Origin of the sequence: Novipirellula herctigrandis (assembly GCA_007859835.1) — a bacterium.
GTDB classification, from domain to species: Bacteria; Planctomycetota; Planctomycetia; order Pirellulales; family Pirellulaceae; genus Novipirellula_A; species Novipirellula_A herctigrandis.
In genome coordinates this window covers 467,431-482,079 of record SJPJ01000001.1, presented here as the reverse complement: position 1 = coordinate 482,079, position 14,649 = coordinate 467,431, and the positions used below count along the sequence as shown (strand labels likewise).

At 53.3% G+C, this 14,649-nt stretch carries 8 protein-coding genes; 6 read left to right on the top strand and 2 right to left on the bottom strand.

Annotated elements, in window-relative coordinates:
* The first annotated feature begins 5 nt into the window (after window positions 1–5).
* The 5 genes from CA13_RS01660 (at window position 6) to CA13_RS01640 (ending at window position 8,889) form a co-directional block, all read left to right on the top strand.
* Window positions 6–1,295 (top strand): thiolase family protein, encoded by a 1,290-nt coding sequence (locus tag CA13_RS01660; protein ID WP_146394200.1) that lies wholly within the window; start codon window positions 6–8, stop codon window positions 1,293–1,295.
* Window positions 1,296–1,335: 40 nt separating this feature from the next.
* On the top strand, window positions 1,336–3,552 hold the full coding sequence (locus CA13_RS01655) for a 3-hydroxyacyl-CoA dehydrogenase NAD-binding domain-containing protein (RefSeq protein WP_146394198.1): 2,217 nt from the start codon (window positions 1,336–1,338) through the stop codon (window positions 3,550–3,552).
* A 216-nt stretch (window positions 3,553–3,768) separates the two neighbouring features.
* Window positions 3,769–5,673, top strand: coding sequence for an acyl-CoA dehydrogenase family protein (locus tag CA13_RS01650; RefSeq protein WP_146394196.1), 1,905 nt, complete (start codon window positions 3,769–3,771; stop codon window positions 5,671–5,673).
* A 37-nt stretch (window positions 5,674–5,710) separates the two neighbouring features.
* Window positions 5,711–6,652 carry a patatin-like phospholipase family protein gene (locus tag CA13_RS01645; RefSeq protein ID WP_146394194.1) on the top strand — a complete coding sequence of 314 codons (942 nt, stop codon included), beginning with the start codon at window positions 5,711–5,713 and terminating at the stop codon, window positions 6,650–6,652.
* Window positions 6,653–7,488: 836 nt separating this feature from the next.
* Entirely contained in the window at window positions 7,489–8,889 is a 1,401-nt protein-coding gene (locus CA13_RS01640; RefSeq protein WP_146394192.1) for a sulfatase family protein, read from the top strand.
* Window positions 8,890–9,122: 233 nt separating this feature from the next.
* On the opposite strand, the gene CA13_RS01635 is transcribed toward CA13_RS01640, so the two are convergent.
* Window positions 9,123–11,417, bottom strand: coding sequence for an ammonia-forming cytochrome c nitrite reductase subunit c552 (locus tag CA13_RS01635; RefSeq protein ID WP_419193823.1), 2,295 nt, complete (start codon window positions 11,415–11,417; stop codon window positions 9,123–9,125).
* A gap of 355 nt (window positions 11,418–11,772) precedes the next feature.
* Window positions 11,773–13,485, bottom strand: coding sequence for an NADPH-dependent assimilatory sulfite reductase hemoprotein subunit (locus tag CA13_RS01630; protein ID WP_146394188.1), 1,713 nt, complete (start codon window positions 13,483–13,485; stop codon window positions 11,773–11,775).
* A gap of 207 nt (window positions 13,486–13,692) precedes the next feature.
* Here CA13_RS01630 and folD point away from each other — a divergent pair, with 207 nt between their 5' ends.
* Complete coding sequence (folD, locus tag CA13_RS01625) at window positions 13,693–14,595, top strand: bifunctional methylenetetrahydrofolate dehydrogenase/methenyltetrahydrofolate cyclohydrolase FolD (RefSeq protein WP_146394186.1); 903 nt, start codon at window positions 13,693–13,695, stop codon at window positions 14,593–14,595.
* Window positions 14,596–14,649 lie beyond the last annotated feature (54 nt).

Here is a 14,649-nt window from a genome sequence, read left to right as displayed (position 1 = left end):
CAAAGATGAACATTACTAAACCGATTGCGATCGTCGACGGAGTTCGTACACCATTTGCTAAGGCATTCGGAGCACTCGGTAGGGTACCGGCAGTGGAGCTCGGTCGGATTGCTGTGTCTGATTCGATTCGTCGTTGCGGATTGACCCCCGATGCGATTGACGAAGTGATTATCGGAAATGTCGCCGGTCCTGCCGATTCGACAAACATCGCGCGTGTGATAGCACTCAAATCCGGGATTCCCGACGATCGAATTGCTCATACGGTAAATCGGAACTGTGCGTCCGGGATGGAATCGATCCTGCAAGCATGCAACCGCATTGCACGTGGTGACGCGGTGACGGTCGTGGCAGGCGGAGCGGAATCGATGTCCCAAATTCCCATGCTGTTTAGCCAAGAAACAACTGAAATTTGGATGCGTTTGGCTCGCGCAAAAACGATCTCACAGCGACTTCGTGTCTTGGCATCCATGCGACCACGGCATTTCAAACCGATTGTTGGGATTGAGTTGGGGCTGACCGATCCTGTGTCGGGACTCAACATGGGGGAAACGGCCGAAGTGTTAGCGAAAGAGTTTGCGATTTCGCGATCGGACCAGGACGCATTCGCATTGACGAGCCATCAAAAAGCCAGTGCGGCGCGAGAACGATGTTTCCTGTCGGGTGAAATCGTAGGCGTTCCATTTGGTCACGAATCGTCGTTTGACAAAGACGATGGTCCGCGAGCGGGACAAACGACTGAGCAATTGGCTCGGCTTCGTCCGCTTTTTGAAAAGAGCGGAACCGTCACGGCTGGCAACAGTTGCCCGCTCACCGACGGTGCAGCGGCGGTTGTATTGTCGGATCCAGACAAGCTTGATCGATTTTCGCGTCCGCCGCTTGGTTATGTCACCGCTGCGACGGTCGCGGGCTGCGACCCGCGACGGATGGGACTTGGACCCGTTTATGCGACGGCGAAACTGCTTCGCCAAACCGGATGGACGCTCAACGAATTTGATTTGATCGAAATCAATGAAGCTTTTGCTGCGCAGGTGATCGCGTGCGAGCGGGCAATGAAGTCGCATTCGTTCGCTGAGAAAGAGCTTTCTCAGTCGACACCGGTCGGATCTCTACCGATGGATCGCACCAATATTCACGGTGGAGCTATCGCATTGGGGCATCCGGTTGGGACGACGGGAACGCGATTAGTTCTCACCTTGTTGCGATCACTTCGGGAAGCGGGAAAGCAAAAGGGGCTCGCAACCTTGTGTGTTGGCGGTGGCCAAGGGGTTGCGATTGCGGTGGAAACAAAAATGTGAGTCGCCCAAAAAAAGAAAAACATAACGCAGGAAACAAACCATGAACGCGCAAACCTACGAATCATTCGATGTTCGAACCGATCGCCGAGGTGTTACGACCATAACGCTCGATGTTCCTGGTCGGCCAATGAATGTCTTTGATGGTTCGGTGATGAAGGAATTGAACGACATTGTTCGGCGCCTGCAAACGGATTTGGATTGCAAAGCGGTCGTCTTCCGCAGCGGAAAAGAGAGCGGATTTCTTGCCGGTGCCGATGTGAACGCAATCGCCGCAATCAGTTCACCCGTCGAAGCGGCAAAACTGATTGACGAAGGGCAACGGCTATTTAACACCATCGATTGGCTAACTATTCCTACGATCGCCGTTATCCACGGTCCATGTTTGGGGGGCGGATTGGAATGGGCGTTGGCGTGTGACTACCGAATCGCTCGCGACAATAGCAGCACGAAAATTGGCTTGCCTGAGATCAAACTTGGATTGATTCCTGGTTGGGGCGGCACGCAACGATTGCCGAAACTTGTTGGGTTGAAGAATGCCCTGACAATGATTCTGAAGGGAACACACTTGTCCGCCGGTGAAGCCTACAAAATCGGTTTGGTTGACCAAGCGATCTCGCCCGATGATTGGGACGACGCCGTTGACGAATTTGTCGAAAAGATTTTGATTTCGCCTCACTCGGTGAGAAGTGGTTCCAAGAGACCGGTGATTCAACGGATTATCGAGGCGACTCAGGTCGGTCGCTCGATGATTATTGCTGCAACGAAGCGGCGAATCGACTCGAAGTCAAAGCAGTATCCCGCTTTGGGTGCGGCGCTGCGATCGGTTCGGAGTAGTTATGGGATCCGTCCCAAAGGGTTTATGACCGAACGGAATGAGTTCATCGACTTGTTGGCGACACCAACATGCCGTCACTTGTTGCAGCTGTTCTTTGATCGTGAGTCGGCACGATCACTCCGAACTTGGACCGACCAAACTTCGATCATTCATGAAGAGCCCATTCGCAAAGTTGGCATTATCGGTGCTGGGGCGATGGGGGCTGGAATCGCTCAATTAGTCGGCTATCGCGGCTACGATGTGGTGATCAAGGAAATCAACGAAGCTGCCGCGGAAGCAGGTCGAACGCGAGTTAACGATTTGGTCAATCAATTGGCCCGACACAAGAAGATGAACGAATCGACTCGCGAGCAGCTGCTTGGGCGAATTCGTATCGTTACCGAAGACGAGCCGCTGTCGGATGCCGATTTGGTGATTGAAGCGATCGTTGAGAAGTTGGACGTTAAGCGAAGCGTGTTCCGTGCGCTCGACCGAATCACCACCCCGGAAACGATTTTTGCGTCGAACACCTCGTCGTTGTCGGTTACAGACATGGCGACGGCGACCCAACGTGGAAACTTGGTAGCCGGTCTGCATTTCTTTAACCCTGTCCACAAAATGGAGTTGGTCGAGGTGGTTCGCGCGAAGGAAACCAATGATGTCACGATCGCTCGGTTGGTTGGCTTCGTACGAGGCCTCGGGAAAACTCCGATTGTGACCGCTGATACACCTGGTTTCCTCGTTAATCGCGTGTTGTTCCCCTATTTGGGAGAAGCGGTTTTGATGGTCGCCGAAGGTCACTCGGTCGCCAACATTGATAAAGAAGTTCGGCGATTTGGGATGCCGATGGGTCCATTGGAACTTCTCGACCAAGTTGGTTTGGACGTTGCACTGCATGTCTCACGTTCACTCGAAAGTGTTCTGTCGGGACTTTGTCCGGTCGTCGATCAATTGGCGATCATGGTCGAAGACGGTTTGATCGGAAAGAAAGCGTCGGCTGGCTTCTATTGGTACCTGAATGGGAAAAAGAAAGGGGTGTCAAAGATCTCGCAGTCGATGAGGGGCGCCCCGGACGCTGGTATCGGCGATCAATACGAAGCTCGATTCGTCAATGAAGGTTTGACCCCCGTACAGCGGCGGTTGATCTATCCAATGTTGGCCGAATCGATTCGTGCGAAGCAAGAAGGAGTCGTCCAAGAGAACTGGGCGATCGACTTGGCGATGGTGCTCGGGACCGGTTTTGCGCCTCATCGAGGTGGCCCGTTGCATACGGTCGATTCGTTTAGTGAGCACGTCGTCCACGCGAACCTGAATCAGTTGCAGGAAGTCTTCGGTGATCGTTTTGTGCCGCCGCGGCTCTTGGTTGATATGGCGAAACAGAACTTGACGTTCTTTCCAAAATCGAATCCACAATCCAACGATCGCGCAGTTTCGAGAGGTTAGATCCGGAGTAACGTGATTGCCACCCGCGGTCGACCGAGCGGTGGCAATCTTTCATTCGTTCTACATCCGTTGCCGCGTAAATTGATGTTTCTATGACATGATTCCAGCGCCTAACGGGAGCGGGAGAACGTGATTCGAGCGGTAGCTCGCTTCGCTTGCGGTCGTACGGCACTACGTTATTGCATTCCTTCGTTCACGAATTTAAGGAGCTCGATGATGGCTACTCTCAAACCCGAAAAAGGAAACGAATCGTTCGCAGAGGTCGCGCTTCGGCTCGGCGGAGCTTCACGGGACGAAGCCCATCGTACCGGCGTGGTTGATTCGGCCGATGATCAAGTGGAAGCGATGTTCGATGCGAAGTACCAGACGATTAACAGTCCGGTTCACTGCGCGGTTTGGGAAAAGCGAATTCGAACCGAGTCATTCGAAGTCCAACCAATGCCGCAAAACGAATCAGTATCCCGAGTCGTTGCGCAGTCACTTGAAATTGTCCGCAAACATCGCGACGAAGGAACGCTGCTAGGAACCGACGGCAAAATCGCTGGCACCGTCTTGGCGGAACTCGGTTCGGTTGGCTATTGGGGATTGTTGGTCGAGCCGACTTTTGGCGGAAGCGGTGCCTCGATGCGGGCGTTTGCGGAAATGATCACGCAGATGGCCACCATCGATCCAACGGTGGCTGGATTGGCTTCCGTCCATGGTTGCATCGGGGCCGTCGATCCGGTGCAGTCGTTTGGGAGTGTCGAGCAGAAGGTAAGGTTTTTGCCAAAACTTGCCGATGGTCGTCGGTTGTCCGCTTTTGCGCTGACGGAACCGAATGCCGGAAGCGACTTGACTGCGCTTCGCACTCATGCGGAACTCGATATGGACGAGTATGTCGTCAACGGTGAAAAACTATTCATCACAAATGCGGCGCCCGGGCGGACGATAGGGTTGGTTTGCCTAATTGATGGTAAACCGAGTGTGTTGGTGGTCGATTTGCCAAAGCAAACCAATGACCATTTCCAAATCAAACAGTACGGGATCTATGCGCTGCGACGGGCTCACAACGTCGGCTTGGTGTTCAAGGATTTCCGTGTACCGGTCGAGAACTTGCTGCGACCGGGGGACCAGCGCGATGGTCTGACGATTGCCTACCATGGTTTGAATCTGGGCCGCGTGTCTTTGTGTGCGAACGCGGCGGGCGCAATGCGATGGATGCTTGCGGAAATGTTGCCTTGGGGTGAATACCGTCAAACTTACGGCCAAGCAATCGACCGGCGTGAATTGGTGCGTCGCCGAATCGGACGGATGGCTGGTTTGATTGTTGCCTGCGATGCCTTGACCGCGTGGTGTGCAGGCTTGCTAGATCAAGGTTATCGAGGCGAAATGGAATGCATTATTGCCAAGATCTTTGGAAGCGAATCTCAAAAGGAAGCGGCGATTGAGCTATTGATGAAAACTCACGGTGGACGATCCTTCCTCGAGGGCCACTTGTTTGGTGACAACGTTCACGACTTCTTGGCACCTTGTATCTACGAAGGTGAAGGCGAAATGTTGGGGATGGCATTCCTCAAATCGCTGATCAAGCAACATGGAAAGGACTATTTTGAGCCCATCGGTCGAACGCTCGGCGAGTTGGGCGTTCAGAAACCGAATCCGCTGAATCCACGTCATGCCTGGGCGCTTCGGTCGCCACTAAGCCGTTATGCTTGGTGGAACGTTCGTCAGCGGGTGACACCCGCGCGGTGGACACCGTACCGATCAAAGCATCGTAATTTGAATCGACACGTGCACTATGCCCAAAATGCTTTGTCGCGATGTGGGATGTCCATCAGTTCCAAAATGACCAAATACCAATTGACATTGGCTGATCGTCAATGTCGCATGTCAGCGATGTCGGCGGAGGTGCAGAACGCGGTTGTCATGTTGGTTACGGGGTTGTACGCCAGTCGATCAAGCGACGACGTGACCAAAGCAGCTGCGGACGCGATGTGCAGAGAACTACGACGACGCATCGAAGGAAGCAAACCCTCGGATGACGATTTCCGTCAAGTGACGCACTTAGGCGAACAGATCAGTCAAAGTGGTTGGCGCGAGTTAACAGGTGTGACGGCGGGGGGAATCTTGATGCGCTATTAAGGTTTTTGATGCAAGAAACAAGAAAAGAGGTGCCACGATGAAATTGATAGACCTATTCGGCTTTCGATCGGCCGAAATTGTCGAACCGGTTCGCAGTCGGTCGGCGGTGATTGCGCTCGGTGGCGGCGGTGCTCGTGGCCTTTCGCATTTGGGAGCAATTGAAGCTGTCGGTGAGGCAGGAATTCATACCGAGCGATTCGTTGGGGTCAGTATCGGGGCAATGGTCGGCGCGATGGCTGCCATCGATCCGGACATTCGCCGCGTACAAGCTCGAACGATCGAATTTCTGTCCTCGCCGACCTTCGCACGCGATCAACGTTTGCTATTCGGTTCGACCAACGCTCGCCTCGACGATAGTGAAAGTGGAATACTGGCGTGGTATAACCGCGTCAAACATCTCTATTCCGCACACCGCCGATTGACGCGAGCGGTCACGGCTATGTCACTGATGCCATCGGGTATCTTGGCGGACGCGATTGACGCGCTGGTCCCGGATGTCTCGTTTGATGATCTGGTCACGCCGCTCAGTGTTGTGACGGCGGATTTGCGAAGTGGGCATCGCGTGGTGCTTGAATCAGGTTCGGTTCGCAAAGCGATTAAGGCATCGATGGCGATCCCAGGAATTTTCCCGCCGGTACCGTGGGACGGGATGCTACTTTGCGATATTGGTGTTGTCGATTCGTTGCCATTGGCAGTTGCCAGAACCTACACGTCCGATTTAACGATTGCGGTTGATGTTGGCCAATACCAAAGTCATGTGGATGATTTTGCATCGGCGCTTGATGTGATGATGCGAATGCAAGACATCGGTGAACAATTGATGCGACGAGAAAAGTCTCCCGTTGCCGACATCGTGATTCGGCCACATGTTGATGCAATGCAGTGGTTTGATTTTCAAGAACCAGAGCAAATCATCGAACTCGGGCGCGACGCAGCTCGCAAGATGCTCAAGACGTTGCGAAAGAAAAGGGCAGGTTAGTCGCGCCCGCAGCTAAGTCGCCCCGTGTGGAGGGTTGCTGAATGCTTGCAGCGCGGTCGTTCGCGACCGGGTACATTTTGGTGTACCCGGCCCGTGAGGTGCGTGATGAATTAAGCGGCTCATGCCAGTTAAAACATCGACGATTGATCAGCCCGTGGCCGCAAGCTGATGGTCGTTGACCCCACGCGAGGCGAACTCGCGGAAGATGCGTAATAGCAAATCGGTTGTCCTTCGTATCGCCTATCAATCCAGTTTGCCGCATACTGCGACGAACTGCTAGGTGATCTCTGTAAGTCAAGTAATGACAAACGTTTAGAACAATTGGTTTAGTGGACATTTGTGCCGTGTTGGCCAACGAATTGACTTCCGCTGCACAAACTCTCTACAGCCTTAGGTTACGCCGTTCGCGTTGTTGGTCAACTGCAGTTTTTCCAATTTCTTGGTCCAATCGACCTACCAAAAGCTGTAAAGTGTTGGGCGTGGCGGAGTTAAAAATTCTGGATGGTTTTTTCCGATCCGGACAACCCGATTGGCAACGCCAGTTTGGCTCGATCGATCTGGCCAATACCCGTTTGTCTTGGTCGCTCAAACTGCCTAGCGTTCCCCTCATTCGGGTGGCTCGGGTTTCTTAGGGCAAGCGTCCCGATTTGCTCCTCTTTCGTGTCCGATCGGATACCGGTTTTGCTGGAAATCCCATGTATTGCTTGCAAATGCGCAGGAGTGAATCGGAGGTGAAGACGTGAATGCGGATCGTCTGCTTCAAGGTCCCGCACCGAAGTCGCTCTGTGTATGATGGGGCTCCAACTGTACGCCCTGCCGCCCACCGGAATCCAGAAATGAGACTTCGTCTTCCGCGTTCCCTGACTCATATCGGGTTTCTTCTCTTTGCATGTTTGCTTCTTGCGACGCGACCGGCGTTTGCGGAGGTGGAAGTTGAGTTAGTTGAGAAGCCGATGAACATCCTCGTCTTGTATGCGGATGATTGGCGGCACGACACACTTGGGATCGCCGGGAACAAGATTGTTCAAACACCGAATCTGGATCGAGTGGCTCGGCAAGGAATGCGATTTACGCACAACTGTGTCACCACGTCGATTTGTGGCGTCAGTCGAGCGACGCTATTTACGGGCCAGTGGATGTCGCGTCACGGCAATACTGCGTTCAAGCCGTTCAATACACCTTGGTCGGAAACGTACCCTGGACTGCTTCGCCAAAAAGGTTACTTCGTCGGTCACGTTGGCAAATGGCACAACGGGAAATTTCCTGCTGAACATTTTGACTTCGGCCGATCGTACTTTGGTACCCATTGGGTGACGCAAGCGGATGGATCCAAGATCCATGTGACTCAGAAGAATGAAATCGACGCGCTCGATTTTCTCCGTGCTCGGCCGGCTGACAAACCGTTTTGTTTGACGGTCGCTTTCTTTGCCACGCATGCCGAAGATCGAAACCCACTGCAATTTCTGCCGCAACCCCAAAGCATGGAACTCTATCAGGACGTGACCATTCCGGTGGCGCCCAACGCAACGGACGAGTCATTTCATCGACTTCCTGAGTTCATCGCGAACGAAAAGAATGAGGGACGAAATCGTTGGCATTGGCGGTTTGATACGCCCGAAAAATATCAGACGATGATGAAGAATTACTATCGGCTTGCAAGCGAGGTCGATTCGACCTGTGGGCGAGTTTTGCATGAACTCGACACGCAAGGGGTTCTCGACAATACGCTTGTTATCTTCACGACTGATAATGGTTATTATCACGCTGAGCATGGTTTGGCCGATAAATGGTATCCGCATCAGGAGAGCATTCGCGTGCCGTTAATCATCCGTGACCCACGGATGGAAGCCTCGAAGTTGGGCCATACCAACGACGACTTGACCCTCAATGTCGACTTGGCGCCAACCATCTTGCAAGCGGCGGGTATCCGTCCGCCGAAAACGATGCAAGGACGCGATATCAGCCCGCTGTATTTGGCCGATTCGAAGCCGCAGTGGCGAGATGAGTTCTTTTACGAGCACGCGATGCTGCGTAGCAAAGACTTCATCCCGGCGTCCGAGGCGCTTGTGAGAAAGGATTGGAAATACTTTTATTGGCCCGAATTTGATCGCGAACAGCTGTTCGATCTACAAACTGATCCAATGGAAGAAAACGATCTTGTCGCTGACCCGACCCAATCGAAGCGATTGACTGAAATGCGTGCGCGATTTGCAGAATTGAAAGCAGAAGCACGATAATTCGAATCGCACCCAGTCGAGGTTTCGAGAAACAGGCTTCTCGCTAAAGACCAGTGAGGGTACCTTCAAGAGACTGCGATCAAGCATCATGCAACGAGAGCATGGGCTTGGCGTACGCGGCCTAATGTTTAAGGGCCTGCTTGAAAGGGCTCTGCTTGAAAGGGCTCTGCGAATTAGAACCATCAATTTGGAATCGGACGCGGCCAGATGTCGCTGGTCGATTGGTGAGTGGACTACTTGTCCGACTCCATTTTTTCTTTGATCAAGCGGACGGCGGTTTGGTATTGCTCGGTTTCGGGTTCAAGGTCAGCGGCCTTTTGCAAATGCTCGAGCGCGGCATCCATGTCTCCGCTCAAATACAGGGACAAGCCGTACCGGTATTGAACGAATGCATTGTTCGGAGCCACTTTTGCATCACGGGCGAACAGCGGCAATTCTTCTCGACGCAATTGTTCCGCTCGCATCATCATTTGCATGCCTTTTTCGCCCGGCGATCGCGGAGCCAAACCTTCTAATAACGCTGCCAAATTGGATCGTGCACCGGTCGCAAGAGGCTCAACGCGAATTGCGGTTTCATAGGCTTCGACCGCTTCGTCGGTGCGTCCCTGTTGTTCCAATAGGATCGCCCATCCCATGTGGGCTCCGCCTCGATCCGCCGCAACCATCATCGAATCACGCACCTGTTCGCTAGCCAATTCAACTTGCGTTCGACGTGATCCCGCTAATTCACGAAATGCTCCCGACGAGATGATGACACGAATCGTTTCGGTCCGAATTAGTCTGGTTGGATGGTCGATCAACGGGAACAAATCTTGAATCACTTGCTGGGGTCGCGCGACTTCGTAGATACCAATCGCGGCAGCGAGAACCAAAGGATGCACCGAGTTGGTTTGGGCTCGTTCGGCGGTGACGATCTGGTTTGCTTTACCGAGCGCCTCAGGAACACCCGCTTGTCCCAGTTCCGCTAGCGCCGTTGCTCGAGCGATTTCGGGTGCTAATTCATTCGATTGCCCAATCAAACGCACCATTGCTTTGACCGAATCAGGCTCACCACGCCGGAACGCTGCGATGGTCTCTCCAAAATGGGGTGGAGTCAAACGCTCTTTTCCGTACCATTCCACGCAGGCATCGTCACACCACTTATCGGTTTCAGCGATAAGTTTGGCGACGGTTTCGTTGCCTTCGCTAGCGGTCAATATCCAATCCGCATACTCGTCGAACGTTGCTTGTAGCTCCTCGGGCAGTTTCTCTTTGCGATCTTCGACATGGCATCCGCTACACGAATTGGGCGTGCCAATTTTGACCGACAAATCGGGTCTGGGGACTCGCATGCTATGGTCACGCCGCGGGTCGATCGCCATGTACCGCGTTTCGGGCATATGGCAATCAACGCACATTGCACCAGGCGTCCCCGGTTCGTGATGATGGTGCGACGGCACATCGTATTTGCCGGCGGCATGTTGGTGACACGAGGTGCAAGTCTCGTTGCCGGAGTGCTTTAGTTTAAGCGAGTGCGGGTCGTGGCAATCGGTGCAACGAACCGCTTGGTGATACATTTTGCTTTGGATGAACGAACCGTATACGTAGACTTCGTCTTTGATTTGTCCATCGTCGTAGTAGGTTGATGGTTGCAGTCGTTCGAGGTTAAAGAAGTCGTGGTAATTGTCGCCGGGTCGAAAACGTTCGTCCAGGACACCTCGCCGGCTGTGGCATGGCGCACAGGTTTGTATTTGGGGTTGGGTGCTCTCGACCTTTAGCTTGACAAGCCCATAACCGTAGTTTCGGTCCCAGAATATCGAATTCCGATTCGCTAAATCCACATGCAAACTGCCGGGACCGTGGCAGGCTTCGCAGCTGACGTCAATTTCGGAATAGGTAGTGTGATAGTGAGCGGTTGAGGGATCAAATTTTTCTTGCAAATTTGTCGAATGACATTCAGCACACATTGTCTGCCATCGTTGAGCAATTCCGGTCCAATGTAACGGGTCGTTAGGCTCTAGCTTTTCAGGGACATCCGGCGGACGGAGATAGAACCATTCTTTGTTTTCGGTGTCCCAGGTGATCCGCAGTACTTGGACGCGAGCGACTTCGTCTTCACTTTGCCCTTCTTCGCGGTCGAATTCGACCATGTAGTTTTGCAGTGGCCGGATTCCGAACACGTACTTGACGTGGAAGTCATGCATTTCGCCATCTTCGCCTTCGGTTCGCACCATAAAGCGGTCACCGTCGCGGAACAGGCGATTGACAAGCCCATCATGTTCAAACGTCACGTCGTTGAAATCGCCGAGGACCGTTTCTTCGGTAGCGAGGTCCATTGCCAAGTCGTGGTCCGAGCCGGCGTAAAGTTCCGACTCCTCTTGGTGGCAATCGATACAAGCGGCACGACCGACATAGCTGGGCTCAATCCCCAGTGGTTCAGCCGACCAGTAATCGCCAAAAACCAAGGCACCAACAAGAACGGTAATGCCAGCGACGACAAGGCGGGCGATTGGTAGCGATTTCTTTGCGTGAGGGGGGTTCTTGGACAACAGAATATTCGGCGGGAAACCGGCTAAAGGGGAGGGGAATCGAAAGACCATGACCACAGTCGTCGAGCAAGCCCGATTATACATCGGAACAACCACTAGCGGAACGGCGCAAGATGTCCGTTCAGGGCAATTCTGTTTTTCAAACCACGAAGTCTGCAAATGGGGCAGCGCGCCGGGTTACTAAGAGTCCCCAATCCAAACATTTTACTTGCCCTGGATGTCCGCTTCTGCTTCCAAACAACAAGACAAGTTAAAGAATAACAACACAGGTCAAAAAACAACAAGACTGGCCGGAGACCGTTCGCCGTGGCGGTGAGCCATGTTTGACGGTGTCTACTTTACGGCGAGGTCTCGTTTACGGACGGGGTGCCGCATTCGCCAGCGTTTCCAGATCATCACGGCCGACGCGTGCACAGAAATCGCCCAATGATTCGTCTGCTTCCCGATTGGCTTTGAACGCGGCAAAGATGGCAATCAATTCGTCTACAACAACATCATCGGGTACGGCGTCCTTGTAGATGAATGCGAGCCGGTGCCCTAGAAATCCACCGCCCGCAAATAGCGTGTACTTGCCGACTGCTTTACCGACCAAGGCTAAGTCGGCGTTGTAAGGTCGGGCGCACCCGTTGGGGCATCCGGTCATCCGCAACGTGAACCGCTCTTTGTCCAACCCGAGTTTCGCAAGTGGCTGTTCCAATTCGTCGATAATCGACGGCAACCGGCGCTCGCTTTCGGTAATCGCCAAGCCGCAGGTCGGCAGCGCGACGCAAGCCATCGACCAACGCCGCACGGTGCTGGTTTCTTCGGTAGTCGGTGTGTGATTTTGCTTGATCAACGAGATCAGCTTCTCTTTGTCACCTGCTTCGATATCCGTCACAATAATGCTTTGGTGGCCGGTCATGCGAAGTTCTGTCTTGAACTCGTTGCATACCGCTCGAAGGGCTGCTTTTAGTTGGTGGTTCTCGTTGTCATAGAGTCGGCCGTTTTCAATGTTCAGTCCGTAGGACCATTTTCCATCACCTTGTTCCTGCCAACCCATGTGGTCATCGAACCCGTGTACGTCGTCTTCGGTACAATCGGCGAGCGGTTCACCGAAGTATTCTTCCACTGCGCGACGAAACTTGGTGATACCCCAATTTGCAATCAGGTATTTCATCCGAGCGACTTTGCGGTCTTGGCGATTTCCGTAATCCCTTTGCACCTTCAAAACTGCTTTCGCCACTTCGATTGCTTGATCGGGGCGAGCGAACGCCATCCGTTTCGCTAACGCTGGGAATGTCTTTTTCGCAGAAGGGGTGGTTCCCATACCGCCACCGACCAAGACGTTATACCCAATCACCTTTCCATCGCGGACAACAGCCAAAAAGCCCAGATCTTGGGTGTAGATGTCGATGCAGTTGTCTTCGGGTAGAGCGATACCGACTTTGAATTTTCGAGGCAAGTAGCGTGGCCCGTACAGAGGCTCGACCACTGGCCCGCCCCCTTCGAGTGTCTTTTCACCTGAATCGGGATCGGCCACCCATAGTTCGTGATAGGCAGGTGTGGCAGGAGCCAAGGCGACCGTTAACTCATCGGTCAGTTTTTCAAGTTCCGCGTGAACGCCGTCGACACGTTTGGCAGGGCAGCACATGATGTTTCGGTTTACATCGCCGCACGCCGCCAATGTTGACAACTGGACTTCGTTGATGCGGTGGATTGCTTGACGCAAATCGTCCTTCTTGATCGCATGCAATTGCAACGTTTGCCGCGTGGTGATCTTCAAAGTCGCGTTGCCCAGTTCGTCGCATAGATCCAATTGCGAGAGCAGTTGGTCCGACGTGATTCGACCACCCGGAATTCGACAGCGAACCATCATCGAATACGCTTTTCCGCCGCCTGTTTTTTTGTTGGCAACACGGACGTCACGGTCGTCTTGTTGGTAGGTTCCGTGGAACTTCAATAGTTGCAGGTTGCCTTTGTTGAATTGGTCGGTCGGTTCGGCCAATTCTTCTTTGATGGTTCCTCGGAGAAAGCGGCTTTCCTCTTTGAGGGCTTCATTGGCATGTAATTTAGGTGTATCGGTAGACATCGAGACACAAATCCTGTGTGATTTCGTGTAGCGTAATTTGAGGATGGACCAGAGTTGGTAGAATCCCAGAGTTGGTAGAATCCCAGTGTGCAACTAGCCCCGAATACTTTCGGGCACGTATTTACTATAACAATCAAGCTGAATTGCCACTATGGCGTTCTAATTGAAGCCGCATTAGCCTGATCGAGACGACAAGCCGGAGCTAAAATGACCGCAAAATTACTGGACGGAAAACGAATCGCCGCAGAAATCCGCGAGGAAGTCGCTCAAGATGTCAAGGCGACGGCTGTTTCGACGGGCCAACCGTTTCGACCGTGCCTAGTGGCCGTTTTAGTAGGCGAAGATCCAGCCAGCAAAGTCTATGTGCGAAACAAGCAGCGAGCTTGTGAAAAGGCGGGAATCGAGGGCCGGACCCACCGACTACCAGCCGAATCGACCCAGAAAGATCTGATGGATTTGGTTGCCCAGTTAAACGAGGACCCGTCGGTCAATGGGATTTTGGTCCAATTACCGTTGCCGAAAAATGGCAACGCAGGAGCCGGGTTTAACGAACGTGCCGTCCTCGATGCGATTGATCCGTTAAAGGATGTCGACTGTTTTTCGCCTGTCAACGTGGGGCTATTGATGCAAGGCCGGCCACGATTTTTGCCCTGCACCCCGCATGGAATTATCCAACTTTTACATCGCGAGAATATTTCGGTGGCGGGCAAGAACGTGGTCGTTGTCGGTCGTAGCGACATCGTGGGCAAGCCAATGGCGATGATGTTGGCTCAACGCGATGGCAGCTGCGGACGCGATGTCGCCAACGCAACGGTAACCATCGCCCATAGCCGTACGGATGATTTGGCGGGCGTTTGTCGAACCGCTGATTGCTTGATCGCAGCAGTCGGAGTTCCGGAAATGGTCAAAGGCAATATGATCAAACCGGGCGCGGTGGTAATCGATGTCGGTATTAATCGCGTTGGCGACCGGTTGGTTGGCGATGTCGCATTCGACGAAGCGAGCGAAGTCGCATCCGCGATTACGCCGGTCCCGGGTGGTGTCGGTCCGCTGACGATTGCGATGCTGCTGCACAACACGGTGATGGCTGCGAAATTGCAAAGCGAATAGTCGCCGCTGGAAATCGCTTTTTGCGGAGCCGAAGGCGACAATGAACTCAAACCA